Source organism: Martinezella dioscoreae (genome assembly GCF_009176305.1).
Lineage (GTDB): Bacteria > Pseudomonadota > Alphaproteobacteria > Rhizobiales > Rhizobiaceae > Rhizobium > Rhizobium dioscoreae.
In genome coordinates, this window is record NZ_BLAJ01000003.1 from 906,619 (window position 1) to 918,945 (window position 12,327).

11 protein-coding genes are annotated in these 12,327 nt (G+C 61.1%); all 11 read right to left on the reverse strand.

The window, feature by feature from the left end:
• Positions 1 to 17 precede the first annotated feature (17 nt).
• The 11 genes from GDN47_RS16290 to mutS all read right to left on the reverse strand — a co-directional run bounded on the left by GDN47_RS16290 (position 18) and on the right by mutS (position 12,247).
• Positions 18 to 446, reverse strand: a complete 429-nt coding sequence (locus tag GDN47_RS16290; protein ID WP_095433808.1) for a Fur family transcriptional regulator — start codon at positions 444 to 446, stop codon at positions 18 to 20.
• 39 nt (positions 447 to 485) lie between these two features.
• The gene (locus GDN47_RS16295) at positions 486 to 980 is read right to left on the reverse strand and encodes a GNAT family N-acetyltransferase (protein ID WP_113329994.1); all 495 of its coding nucleotides are present in this window, start codon (positions 978 to 980) and stop codon (positions 486 to 488) included.
• Between the two features lie 2 nt (positions 981 to 982).
• Positions 983 to 1,639, reverse strand: coding sequence for a tRNA (adenosine(37)-N6)-threonylcarbamoyltransferase complex dimerization subunit type 1 TsaB (gene tsaB / locus GDN47_RS16300; protein WP_145633512.1), 657 nt, complete (start codon positions 1,637 to 1,639; stop codon positions 983 to 985).
• A 24-nt stretch (positions 1,640 to 1,663) separates the two neighbouring features.
• Entirely contained in the window at positions 1,664 to 2,230 is a 567-nt protein-coding gene (locus tag GDN47_RS16305) for a NifU family protein (RefSeq protein WP_113249832.1), read from the reverse strand.
• Between the two features lie 116 nt (positions 2,231 to 2,346).
• Positions 2,347 to 2,838, reverse strand: a complete 492-nt coding sequence (locus GDN47_RS16310; RefSeq protein ID WP_095433804.1) for a universal stress protein — start codon at positions 2,836 to 2,838, stop codon at positions 2,347 to 2,349.
• A gap of 75 nt (positions 2,839 to 2,913) precedes the next feature.
• Positions 2,914 to 3,978 (reverse strand): tryptophan--tRNA ligase, encoded by a 1,065-nt coding sequence (trpS, locus tag GDN47_RS16315; protein ID WP_112722011.1) that lies wholly within the window; start codon positions 3,976 to 3,978, stop codon positions 2,914 to 2,916.
• Positions 3,979 to 4,088: 110 nt separating this feature from the next.
• Positions 4,089 to 4,481: a VOC family protein gene (locus GDN47_RS16320; RefSeq protein WP_113351315.1), complete on the reverse strand. Its 393-nt coding sequence runs from the start codon at positions 4,479 to 4,481 to the stop codon at positions 4,089 to 4,091.
• Positions 4,482 to 4,595: 114 nt separating this feature from the next.
• Complete coding sequence (gene murJ, locus GDN47_RS16325; RefSeq protein WP_113329991.1) at positions 4,596 to 6,197, reverse strand: murein biosynthesis integral membrane protein MurJ; 1,602 nt, start codon at positions 6,195 to 6,197, stop codon at positions 4,596 to 4,598.
• On the reverse strand, positions 6,194 to 9,109 hold the full coding sequence (locus tag GDN47_RS16330; RefSeq protein ID WP_152093769.1) for a [protein-PII] uridylyltransferase: 2,916 nt from the start codon (positions 9,107 to 9,109) through the stop codon (positions 6,194 to 6,196). Before GDN47_RS16330 ends, murJ begins: the two co-directional genes overlap by 4 nt.
• A gap of 158 nt (positions 9,110 to 9,267) precedes the next feature.
• Positions 9,268 to 9,561 (reverse strand): hypothetical protein, encoded by a 294-nt coding sequence (locus tag GDN47_RS16335; RefSeq protein ID WP_152093770.1) that lies wholly within the window; start codon positions 9,559 to 9,561, stop codon positions 9,268 to 9,270.
• Between the two features lie 28 nt (positions 9,562 to 9,589).
• Positions 9,590 to 12,247, reverse strand: coding sequence for a DNA mismatch repair protein MutS (mutS, locus tag GDN47_RS16340; RefSeq protein ID WP_371865517.1), 2,658 nt, complete (start codon positions 12,245 to 12,247; stop codon positions 9,590 to 9,592).
• Between the last annotated feature and the right edge of the window lie 80 nt (positions 12,248 to 12,327).

Sequence of the window (12,327 nt, forward strand, 5' to 3'; positions counted from 1 at the left end):
GCATGAAAGCCTTCACGTCAACCTTCGTCCTTCTTCAGCGGGATGCCGTAAAGCTCCAGCCGGTGGTCGACGAGTTTGAAGCCGTGTTCGCGGGCGATACGCTCCTGCAGCGCCTCGATCTCCGGCGAGTGGAATTCGATCACTTGACCGCTCTTCAGATCGATCAGATGGTCGTGGTGCTCTTCCGGCACGGTCTCGTAGCGGGAGCGCCCATCGCGGAAATCATGGCGGGCAAGAAGGCCGGCGTCCTCGAACAGCTTGACGGTGCGGTACACCGTGGAGATCGAGATTTTCGCATCCACTTCCACCGAGCGGCGATAGAGCTCCTCGACATCCGGGTGATCGCCGGAGCTCTCGATGATGCGCGCAATGACCCGGCGCTGCTCCGTCATGCGCATGCCGCGCTCGGCGCAAAGCTCCTCTAGGGATTTTACGGCGTCTTCCATCAATCGCTGTCTTCGGTCCAAATGAACTGTGACAAGGGACTAGCGAAGAACGCGGCGCATGACAAGCGCCGTCGATTTTTGTCCGTTTTCGCCGGCATAATAGGCCTTGCGCTCGCCGACCGTCTCGAAACCGAGCTTGCGATAGAGGCCGAGGGCCGGCTGATTGCTGCCGTCGACTTCGAGAAACATAGTTTCGCCGCCGCGATTGCGAGTTTCACGCAACGCCGCCTGCATGAGGCGCCAGCCAAGGCCGGAGCGTCCGAGTTTGGCATTGACGGCGATTGTCAGGATTTCGCCCTCGCCCGCCACATGCCGGGCCAGCACGAAGCCGGGAAGCGCCTTTTTGAGGATGGCATTGGTCTGGCGGGCAACGAAGCCGAAGGTGGTCTCCTGCGAAAGGAGACCCTGAAATTCAGTTTCGTCCCATACCCGCGGGAAGCGTTCGCCATGCAGGAGCGCCACTTCGGCGCAATCCTTCAGTTCCATCGGGACGATTTCGTATTCGGCTTTCAAGGTCAGATAGGATTCGAGCATGTCTATTGCCTGGCAACTGCGTATCCGGCCTGCGGTCTGGCATCGGGTCCGCGAAGATAAAGCGGCTTCGGCTTTTCGCCGGCAGGCTTGCCAGCGCCCAGCCGGGCGACGATGGCAATCGGAAATGCGTCTGGCCGCTCCGCAGGCGGCGCGTCGCTCAACCGGGCGACGGCCGTTCCGGTGACGACGCCATCGAATGCGCCGGCGATTGCCCGCGCTTCGTCGATCGTCACGGCCCGAGCCTCGTCCAGCGGGTTGCCATCGGCATCGAAGCTCTGGAGATAGATCTCCTCGCGCTTGGCATCGATGGCAGCCAGAACCGACTTGCCCGGATTCTGCGCTCTGGCGGTCGCGGCCATGGCCTCGAGGGTCGTGACACCAACCGCTGGAACATTGAGGGAAAGTGCAAAACCGCGCGCGGCTGCAACGCCAATGCGGATGCCGGTGAAGGAACCGGGGCCGACAGTCACGACAACACGCTCAATGGCCGAAAGCGCCACACCGGCTTTAGCCAGCGCCTCGTCGACAACGTGCATCAGATGCTCGGCATGCCCCCGTCCGATCGTTTCCGTGACCTCCCCCATCACAGAATCACTGCCGCTATCATACACAGCGGCAGCGCAATCCACACCTGCCGTGTCGAGCGCCAGTACGATCATGTCAATTTTTCCGCTAGGCCGGGATTAGACGGCTTCGACTTCCTGCACTTCCGGGACGAAATGGCGCAGCAGGTTCTGCACGCCATGCTTCAGAGTTGCCGTGGAGGACGGGCAGCCCGAGCACGATCCCTTCATGTTGAGGTAGACCTTGCCGTCACGGAAGCCGCGGAAGGTGATGTCGCCGCCATCCTGGGCAACGGCGGGACGAACGCGGGTATCGAGCAGCTCCTTGATGGTCAGCACGATGGCCTCGTCACCTTCATCGAAGAATTCGCCGCCGGCATCCTGCACTTCGGACAGAACGGATGCCGAGCCCATGACCGGCTTGCCGGACATGAAGTGCTCCATGATCGAACCGAGGATGGCGGGCTTCAGATGCTGCCATTCCTGATTTTCCTTGGAGACGGAAATGAAGTCATAGCCGAAGTAAACGCCGATCACGCCCGGGATTTCGAAGAGGCGAGCAGCGAGCGGCGAAGCTTCGGCTTCTTCGGCGCTGCGAAATTCGGCCGTGCCACTTTCCATCACCACTTTGCCCGGCAGAAACTTGAGGGTCGCGGGGTTCGGCGTCGCTTCGGTCTGAATGAACATCTTGATCTCCATGCGGCGGGCAGACGCCCGATCCCGACTTTAGAATATTTCAAAAGAAAATAGGCCTTTTGGCCATTCTATTCAAGAGAGTGTTTCTCAAGAAATGGCACACGCGATCAACTCAGCGCGTCGATTTCCTCATTGCTCAGCGTATCCGGGAGCACCGTCACCGGGATCGGGAAAGCAGCGGCACGACCGGCGATCGACGAGACGAGCGGGCCTGGGCCTTCCTTGGCGGAACCGGCGGCAAGCACGAGAAGAGCGATATCTCGATCCTCTTCAATCACGGCATTGATCTGCTCGGCGGCAGCACCCTCGCGGATGACGATTTCAGCGTCGATACCGATGTTTTCGCGCACGGTTTGCGCAGCCTTTGCGGTTGCGGCCTCGGCCTCCTCGCGCGCTTCCGCCCGCATGATCTCCTCGACCCCAAGCCATTGCTGGAAGTCGCCCTCGGGGATCACATAGAGCAGCACGAGGCCGCCATTGGAATTCTTGGCGCGCCGGCCGGCATAATGGACGGCGCGCTGGCATTCAGGCGTGCCGTCGATGACCGCCATGAACTTGCGGCGATGACCTTCGAGCCGTGAGAGACGTTTTGAAACCATGCGGCGACTCTGACACCCGAAGGCGGCGTTTTGCAAGCCCCCGTTTGGGACCGAGAGGCTTGCATGACGATATCATCAATAGAGAAAGCCGATAATGTCGCGAATCTGCTTCATGGTCACGTCGGCGCGGGCGCGGGCACGGGCGCTGCCATCGCGCAGAACGGCGTCGATATGGCCAGGGTCGGCCATCAGGCGGCGCATTTCCATCGTGATCGGCGAGAGCACATGCACGGCGAGATCGACTAGCGCCGGCTTGAAGACCGAGAATTGCTGACCGCCGAATTCCGAGAGAACGTCAGCCTTCGACTTGTCGGCAAGCGCCGCATAGATGCCGACCAGATTGTCGGCTTCAGGCCGGCCGGCAAGACCGGCGATTTCGCTCGGCAAGCCATCCGGATCGGTCTTGGCCTTGCGGATCTTCTTCGAGATGTTTTCCTCGTCGTCGAGCAGGTTGATGCGCGAGAGGTCCGATGCGTCGGATTTCGACATCTTCTTCGTGCCGTCACGCAGCGACATGACGCGCGGCGCCGGGCCATCGATCAGCGGCTCGACCATCGGGAAATAGGCATGCACCGGCTCGTCGCCGACGGTGATGTCGATGCCGTAGCCCGTGCGGCGAATATGCTCCATGTAGTCCAGATTGAATTTCATGGCGATGTCGCGGGTCAGCTCCAGATGCTGCTTCTGGTCGTCGCCGACCGGGACATGGGTGGCGCGATAGAGCAGAATGTCCGCGGCCATCAGGCTCGGATAGGCGTAAAGGCCAAGCGATGCCTGTTCGCGGTCCTTGCCCGCCTTGTCCTTGAACTGCGTCATGCGGTTCATCCAGCCGATGCGCGCGACGCAGTTAAAGATCCAGGCAAGCTCAGCATGGCCGGGCACGGCCGACTGATTGAAGACGATGTGCTTTTCCGGATCGATGCCGGCGGCAAGGAAGGCCGCGGTGATCGAACGCGTCTGGTTCGGCATGTCCTCATGGACCAGCTGCGCCGTCAGCGCATGCATGTCGACGACGCAGTAGATGCAGTCGTTATTGGCCTGCAGGGCCACGAACTTGCGGATTGCGCCGAGATAGTTGCCGAGGTGGAGGTTGCCGGTGGGCTGAACGCCGGAGAATACGAGCGGCTTGAATTCGGTCATGTCGTCCTCAAAAGGCTTGTGGAGGGCCTGGGCGAGTGGCTCTCGACCCCTGGTTTCGAGCGGCTTATGCACGGCGGATAGGTTGGGATCAAGAGGTTATATGGGCAGTCTCAGGAAGAATGCTGGATCAGGTCCCAGGTGTTGCCGTAGGGATCGGCAAAGACCGCGACCGTACCATAGACTTCATGGCGCGGTTCCTCCAGAAAATGCACGCCCTTTGCCTTCATAGCTGCATGATCGCGGGCGAAATCATCGGTCTTGAGGAAGAAGCCGACGCGGCCACCGGTCTGGTTGCCGATCGCCGCGCGCTGGCTGTCGCTGGCGGCCTGGGCGAGCAATAGCGCGGCGCCCTCGGTGCCTTTCGGTCTGACCACGACCCAGCGCTTGCCCTCCGGCTGCACCTCGTCGGCCAAGCACTCGAAGCCGAGGGCATCGCAATAGAAGGCTTTCGCGCGATCATAGTCATCGACGACGAGGGCGACGAGGAAGAGAGATTGGGGCATGGGGACTCCGTGTTATTTCCTGGCGCGCAGCATTAACTACGATTCTCGGCTCGAAATAAAAACCTATAAAACGGATTCAATCTCGCACCGTTCGATCAGGCGAAGGAGCCTTTGTTATTCCCCGTTCGCCACCTCGGCATCTGGAGCGGTCGCGGCCCGCTTGCGCTTCAAATTGCGGCGTACCATGCCCAAATCCACGCCGCCGATCAGGAAGGCGACAATGAAATACACCGCCATCGCAATCAATATGAGCAAGCCCAGGATGCCGGTTTTGATGAGCAGCGACGAGCTCCCCCCCAGAAGCGGCTCCCAGCGATCAGACAAATATACGATAACGCCGCCCATGACGGCGGAGGATACGAGCAGCATCACAGTGCGGCGCGCCAGCGACCATTCCCAGGCGAGATGTCCGCGGCGATAGAGTGTGACGAAGAGCTGCACGGCGTTCAGCCATCCGGCAACCGCCTCAGCGAGCGCAATGCCGCGTTCGGCCAGCACCGGGAAAAGCAAGATGGACAGCGCCGAATTGACGGCGACGGCGACCGCCGTGTAGCGCATCGGCGATTTCGTATCTTCGCGGGCATAAAAGCCGGGCTGCAGTGCTTTAATCAGCACGAAAGCCGGCAGGCCAAGGCCGAAGATTGCGAGGATGGAGCCGACCAGCTTTGTATTTTCCGAGTTAAAGGCGCCGCGCTCGTAAAGCACGCGGATGATATCGTCAGAGAGCAGCCAGAGGGCAATAGCGGCCGGCAGGGTCAGGAACAGCACAAATTCGATCGAGCGGTTCTGGATATTGGCAGCTTCCTTGATATGGCCTGATTTCAGCGAGCGGGCTAGTTCCGGCAGAAGCACGATTCCGACCGCGACGCCGACGACGCCGAGCGGCAACTGGTAGATGCGGTCTGCATATTGCAGGGCGGCGATCGCGCCTTCCTTGCCCGAGGCAATTGCCTGGCCGATCACCAGATTGATCTGAGTGACGCCGCCGGTGATGGCCGCCGGGATCGCAAGAAGCAGGAGCCGTTTGACATTGGGCGTGAAGCGCGGAAAGCGCAGACCGATACTGATGCCGGCATGACGCACGCCGATATAGACGACCGCCAGCTGCAGCACGCCTGCCACCAGTACCGACCAGGACAAGTACCAGGCTGTGCTCAGCGGATCGGCGCCGTAGTAGATCGCATAGAACAGCGCACTGATCATCACTAGGTTTAGGAAGATCGGAGCCACGGCGGCAGCGAAGAAATGATGCAGCGAGTTCAGCATGCCGCTCATCATCGCCGTCAGCGACATCGACATGAGATAAGGGAACATCACGGCGGCCAACCGGACCGTCAGATCGAATTTCTCGGCATCGTCGGCGAAACCAGGTGCGATGACCCAACGCACCAGGAGCGGCATGGCTAGTTCCATGACGATAGTGATCAACAGCAGGACCGAGAAGAGAACGCCGAATACTTCCTCGGAAAACCGCTTGGCGCCGTCGATGCCATTCGCCTCGATCTCTTTTGCAAAAAGCGGCACGAAGGCGGCGTTGAAGGCGCCTTCGGCAAACAATCGGCGGAAGAGATTCGGAAAGCGGAAGGCGGCGTAGAAGACGTCGGCCATCGGCCCGGTGCCGAGGGCAGCGGCCATCAGCGTTTCGCGGGCGAAGCCGAAGATGCGGCTGCCGAGCGTCGCGCCACCGACCGTGATGAATTTCTTGACTAGGCTCATGCGGCTGAACCGGCTTTCTTCTCAGTGTCTGACTTTTCGACGGCGACGCCGCGCGTGGCGGCGGGCGCGATGATGCCGGAGGGCATGCGCTCGCGCATTTCATCCTCTTCGCCGGCCATGACGGCTTTCAGGCGGGCGGTGATATAGGCTCGCCTGTTCTCGTTGGAAATCTTCTGGCCTACCAGGTCGGCGACATAGAAGGTATCGATGACCTTTTCGCCGAAGGTGGTGATCCGCGCAGACTGGATATCGAGAGACAGGTCCGAAAGAACGGCCGTGATTTCCGACAGCAGGCCTGGGCGGTCGAGGCATTCGACCTCGATGACCGTGAACTTGTTGGAGAGGCTGTTGGTGATGATGACCGACGGCGGGATGACGAAAGCCTTATTCTTGCGGCGGTTCTTCGTGCGCGTCGCGATGACCTCCGGTAGCCGCTTGCGGCCGGCCAGCACGTCCTCGATCATCTTGCCGATGGTGCCGGCGCGGCGCAGTTCGTCGGCATCATCAGGAAATTCGCGGCTGACATGGATGGTGTCGAGCGCGCGGCCATCCGATGTCGTGAAGATCTGCGCATCGGCGATATTAGCGCCCGCAGCAGCGCAGGCGCCGGCAATCACGGTCAAAAGACGCGGATGGTCAGGCGAGAGCACGGTGATCTCGGTGATGGCGTGGAAGCTGTCGGTGCGCACCATGGTGGCGAGGACTTTGCCCGCCTTGTCGGATTCACGCATGAACTGCGTATGGCGGACCTGATCTTCCAGCGGCACGGACAGCAGATAGGGCTGATAGTGCAGCTTGACGTAGGCCTTGCACTCCTTCTGGCTCCAATCCGCGAGTGCGTGTTCCAGCGCTTCGGCAGCAGCTTCGGCGCGTTCCTTGCGCGAAACTTCGGAGAAACCTCCTGACAGCAGCAGCTCCGTTTCATAATAGAGCGTGCGCAACAGCTGGCCCTTCCAGCCGTTCCAGACGCCGGGGCCTACGGCGCGGATATCACAGACGGTCAGGATCAGCAGCATCTTCAACCGGTCAAGCGACTGCACCCGGTCGGCGAAATCGATAATGGTCTTGCGGTCGGTCAGGTCGCGCGTCTGAGCGACCATCGACATGGTCAGATGTTCCGCGATCAGCCAGACCACCAGCTCCGTCTGCTTCGGCGAAAGGCCGAAGCGTGGGCAAAGCTTGCGTGCAACCGCGGCGCCGGCTTCCGAATGGTCCTCCTCGCGGCCCTTGGCAATGTCGTGCAGGAGGACGGCGACATAGAGAGCGTCGCGATCCTCGATGCCGGGCATCAGCTTGTTGGTCAGCGGATGAATATCCTCGGCCTTGCCCTTGTCGATCTCCGATAGCACCTCAACGGCGCGGATCAGATGCTCGTCCACCGTATAGTGATGATACATGTTGAACTGCATCATCGAGACGATCTTGCCAAATTCCGGAATGAAGCGGCCGAGCACGCCGGCCTCGTTCATGCGGCGCAGGATCAGCGCGGGATCGCGCTTCGAGGTGAGGATGGAGAGGAAGAGCCGGTTCGCCTCCTCGTTCTCGCGCAGATCGTTGTCGATGAGGTTCAGCGAGCGGGTGACGCGCTTCAACGCATCCGGATGGAATTCCAGCCCATTGATATCGGCAACGAAGAACAGCCGGATAAGGCTGACCGGATCGCGCTTGAAGACATCGGGATTGGCAAGCGCGATGCGGCCGCGGTCTTCGACGAATTCGACGGTGCCGGGGATCTTGCGCGAGCGGTTGGCAAAACGGCTGATGACGCCGGTGAGCCCCGGCGTGGCTTTCGCCTGCTGGTCCTCCAGTGCGGCGCAGAGGATGCGGGTGAGATCGCCGACATCCTTGGCGACAAGGAAATAATGCTTCATGAAGCGCTCGACGGCCGAAAGGCCCGGGCGGGCGTTATAGTCGAGGGCTGCGGCGATATCGCGCTGGATATCGAAGGAAAGCCGCTCTTCCGCCTTGCCGGTCAGGAAATGCATATGGCAGCGCACGGCCCAGAGGAAATCCTCGGCCTTCTCAAAGAGACGATATTCCTGTTTCGAGAGCACGCCGAGCTTTACCAGCTCGGCTGGATCGCGGACGTGATAGTAATATTTCGAGATCCAGAACAGCGTGTGCAGGTCGCGCAGGCCACCCTTGCCTTCCTTGACGTTGGGCTCGACGAGATAGCGGGTGTCGCCCGCCTTGCGGTGGCGCTCGTCACGCTCGGCGAGCTTGGCGGCGATGAATTCCGGGCCGGTATTGGTGACGATCTCCTTGTCGAAACGGGCTTGCAGCTCGCGCTCCAGCGCGATGTTGCCGCAGATATAGCGGGTTTCGAGAATGGCGGTGCGCACCGTCATGTCGGACTTGGCCTCTCGGATGCACTCCTCGACCGTGCGCGTGGCGTGGCCGACTTTGAAGCCCATGTCCCACAGCATATAGAGAATGAATTCGACCGCCTTGTGCGTCTCGCTCTCCGGCTTCGGCCGGAAGAGGAAGAGAAGGTCGATATCGGAGCCCGGCGCCAGCGTATCGCGGCCATAGCCGCCGACGGCGGTGACGGAGAAGGCGCCGGCCTGCTTCGGATAGACGTGATGGACGGTGAAATCGTAGAGGACGGTGATGATCTGGTCCTGCAGCCAGGAAATCCGGTGCGCGCAATTAAGCCCGCTGCCGTCGGCGATCAGCAACCGCCGCGCTTCTTCCCGTCCATCCTGGCTTGCCTTTTTCAACAGCGCCAGCAGTGCGGAGCGCTCTTCATTCTTATCCAGGCCGCGTTTGGCGAGGGTCTCGCACTCCGCCTTCAGCGCGGATACATCGAGAATGGTCGAAAAATCGATATGATGCGTTTCCATGCTCTGCCGATCGGCTTTCTCTTCGCTGACCGCGGTCCGTTGCCGGCGCGCCCGTCTTTTCGTCTGCATGCGCTATAGCCTCTTTGCCCAGCGATTGACACAGGCATTCTACGCCCGCATCCCCAAAGCCAGCTGGAGCCGATCATCTCGAATCGATGATCCGTCAAGATTTCTATCGGGCCAAGGTTGACGAAGCGTGACGGCCATCGACGCAGAAATCGGCAGTTTTAGGGCCTTGCCGGCCCAAGTGCCCGTCTGAGCTCGTTCAAACTATATAGTATGTTTCGCGATTGAGCGCCGATCTGCGTCACCATTTCGCGCTCGCATTCCCAATAACCGGCCTTGGCGATCTTGGAGCAGATATCGGAAATGCGGCTGCAGGACAGCGTGATATCGAGCAGGCCCCGATCGGATTCACAGTCCGGGGCTTCGCCCTCGCCGCAGATCTTGCCGCGCGCGGCGATCGGAGAGAAGCGCTCACCCAGAGTGCGGACTTCGGCGAGAAGAACTTCGAGATACATCATATTGCCTTTGGAATATCGCCTGCGGTCAACTGGTCTTGGTAAGCGTTTTCTTCAGTTCATAGAGCACATCCAGGGCGGCTCGCGGCGTCAGATCGTCAAGATCGAGCGTTTTCAGCCGTTCCTCAACCTTGGACGGCTCGCGCCGGCCAACGGCTTCCTCCCGGCGGACGGCCACCTGGAAGAGGGGGAGATCATCAATGAGCTGGCTTGCCGGATTCTTGCGGTCGGCATCTTCGAGCCGCGTCAGGACATCGCGGGCGCGCGCCACCACGGAAGCCGGCAGGCCGGCGAGACGTGCCACCTGGATACCGTAGGAGCGATCGGCAGCCCCCGGCCCAACCTCGTGCAGGAAGATGACATCGCCATCCCATTCCTTGACGCGCATGGTGGCATTGGAAAGTCGGCCGAGCTTCTCCGAGAGCACGGTCAGCTCGTGGAAATGCGTGGCGAACAGACCACGGCAACGGTTGGCTTCATGCAGATGCTCGACGGCTGCCCATGCGATCGAAAGACCGTCGAAGGTCGCGGTACCGCGACCGATCTCGTCGAGGATGACGAGGGAGCGTTCCGTTGCCTGGTTGAGGATCGCCGCCGTCTCGACCATCTCGACCATGAAGGTCGAGCGGCCACGGGCAAGATCATCGGAAGCGCCGACGCGCGAGAAGAGCCGGTCGACGATACCGATATGGGCCGAAGCGGCGGGCACGAAGGAACCCATCTGCGCGAGAATGGCGATCAAAGCATTCTGGCGCAGGAAGGTGGATTTACCGCCCATGTTCGGGCCGGTCAGGAGCCAGATGGCGCCATCCTTGCCGTCGGCTTTCGGCGAAAGATCGCAATTGTTGGCGACGAACGGACCGCCGGCCTGACGGCGCAGCGCCTGTTCGACGACTGGATGACGGCCGCCTTCGATGGCAAACATCCGGCTGCCATCGACGGCGGGCCGGCAATAGGCCTGCTCCTCGGCAAGCAGTGCAAGTCCCGCCGCGACATCGATCACCGACAACGCGCGGGCGCCGGTCTTGATGGCCTCGGCGGCAGCCACCACGGCTGCGACCATGTGGTCGAAGGCCTCGAGCTCGATCGCCAGCGCCTTGTCGGCGGCGTTGGCAATGCGGCTTTCAAGATCGGCAAGTTCTGTGGTGGTGAAGCGCATGGCATTCGCCATGGTCTGGCGATGGATGAAGCGCGCCTTGGCTTCGCTGGTGTCCGTCATCGGACCGGCATTGCCGGCGGTGACCTCGATAAAGTAGCCGAGCACATTATTGTGCTTGATCTTCAGCGACTTGATGCCGGTTTCCTCGGCATATTGCAGCTGCAGGCCGGCGATGACGCGGCGCGACTGGTCGCGCAGTGCCCGCACTTCATCCAGCTCGGCATTCGCCCCTTCCCGCAGGAAACCTCCGTCGCGCTTCAGCAGGGGCAGCTCGTCGGCAAGATTCGCCGCAAGCATGGCTTCGAGATCAGCCGGTAAAGCTTTCAGTCCGTCCAGTGCGGCGGCAAGCTCTTCCGGCAGCAAGGCGCCATCGAGAAGCCGGGCAAGATCGGCCGCCGCCGCCAGCCCCTGACGGATCGCCCAGAGATCGCGCGGGCCGCCACGATCGAGCGCAAGGCGCGACAGGGCGCGCGGCATGTCGGGCACATGCTTCAATGCCGAACGCAGATCGCTGCAGAGCGATGGCTCCTCGGTCAGAAAGCCGATCGAATCCAACCTTTCGTTGATACGGGCAGGGTCGGTCAGTGGCGACATCAGCCGCTCGGCAAGAAGGCGGGCACCGCCGCCGGTCACGGTACGGTCGATCGCCTTCAGCAGCGAACCGTTGCGATCGCCGGAGAGCGTGCGCACCAGTTCGAGATTGGCACGCGTGGCGGGATCGATGAAAAGTGTCGAGGCGCCGCTTTCGCGCTCGGGCAGCCCCAGCGGCGGCCGCTCGGCGAGTTGGGTTTTTTCGACATAGGCAATTGCAGCCGCAGCCGCAGCCAATTCGGCGCGGCTGAACGTGCCAAAACCATCGAGTGTCGAGACGCCGAAGTAACGCGTGATCCGTCCCTCGGCGCTGGCGCTGTCGAAGAGTACCGCCGGCTGCGGAACGGCAGTCCGGCCGAGGATATCGAAAACCGGCTTCAGCTCCGGATCATGAAACATCGTATCCGGCAGGATCAGTTCTCTCGGATCGATGCGCAGGATATCGGCGAGCAGCCGCGACGTCTCCGTTTCTGCAAGACGGAAGACGCCTGTCGAAATATCGATCCAGGCAAGCGCCAGCTGCGGCTCGGCGCCACCGCGAATACGGGTGAGCGCCATCAGATAATTGGATTCCGAGGGCGAAAGCAGCTTTTCTTCGGTGATCGTACCCGGCGTCACCAGGCGCACGACATCGCGCCGCACCACCGATTTGCCGCCGCGCTTTTTCGCTTCGGCAGGATCCTCCACCTGCTCGCATACAGCAACGCGAAAGCCGAGACCGATCAGTTTCTGCAGATAATCATCGGCAGCGTGAACCGGAACGCCGCACATCGGGATGTCCTGCCCCATGTGCTGGCCGCGCTTCGTCAGCGTGATGCCGAGCGCACGCGACGCATCGATGGCGTCTTCGAAGAACAGTTCGTAGAAGTCGCCCATGCGATAGAACAGCAGCGAACCGGGATTGTTCGCCTTGATCTCGATATATTGCTCCATCATCGGAGTGGCCGAGGCACGGCTTTCCTCCGAGGCAAGCTCGGCGGCCGAGAAAGCATCGATGCTGGCGTTAATACGTTCGT

Excerpts from the sequence above, each read along its gene's own strand:
- GDN47_RS16290 (WP_095433808.1), bottom strand. The coding sequence starts at position 446 with ATGGAAGACGCCGTAAAATCCCTAGAGGAGCTTTGCGCCGAGCGCGGC.
- GDN47_RS16295 (WP_113329994.1), bottom strand. The coding sequence starts at position 980 with ATGCTCGAATCCTATCTGACCTTGAAAGCCGAATACGAAATCGTCCCG.
- tsaB (WP_145633512.1), bottom strand. The coding sequence starts at position 1,639 with ATGATCGTACTGGCGCTCGACACGGCAGGTGTGGATTGCGCTGCCGCT.
- GDN47_RS16305 (WP_113249832.1), bottom strand. The coding sequence starts at position 2,230 with ATGTTCATTCAGACCGAAGCGACGCCGAACCCCGCGACCCTCAAGTTT.
- GDN47_RS16310 (WP_095433804.1), bottom strand. The coding sequence starts at position 2,838 with ATGGTTTCAAAACGTCTCTCACGGCTCGAAGGTCATCGCCGCAAGTTC.
- trpS (WP_112722011.1), bottom strand. The coding sequence starts at position 3,978 with ATGACCGAATTCAAGCCGCTCGTATTCTCCGGCGTTCAGCCCACCGGC.
- GDN47_RS16320 (WP_113351315.1), bottom strand. The coding sequence starts at position 4,481 with ATGCCCCAATCTCTCTTCCTCGTCGCCCTCGTCGTCGATGACTATGAT.
- murJ (WP_113329991.1), bottom strand. The coding sequence starts at position 6,197 with ATGAGCCTAGTCAAGAAATTCATCACGGTCGGTGGCGCGACGCTCGGC.
- GDN47_RS16330 (WP_152093769.1), bottom strand. The coding sequence starts at position 9,109 with ATGCAGACGAAAAGACGGGCGCGCCGGCAACGGACCGCGGTCAGCGAA.
- GDN47_RS16335 (WP_152093770.1), bottom strand. The coding sequence starts at position 9,561 with ATGTATCTCGAAGTTCTTCTCGCCGAAGTCCGCACTCTGGGTGAGCGC.
- mutS (WP_371865517.1), bottom strand. The coding sequence starts at position 12,247 with ATGATGGAGCAATATATCGAGATCAAGGCGAACAATCCCGGTTCGCTG.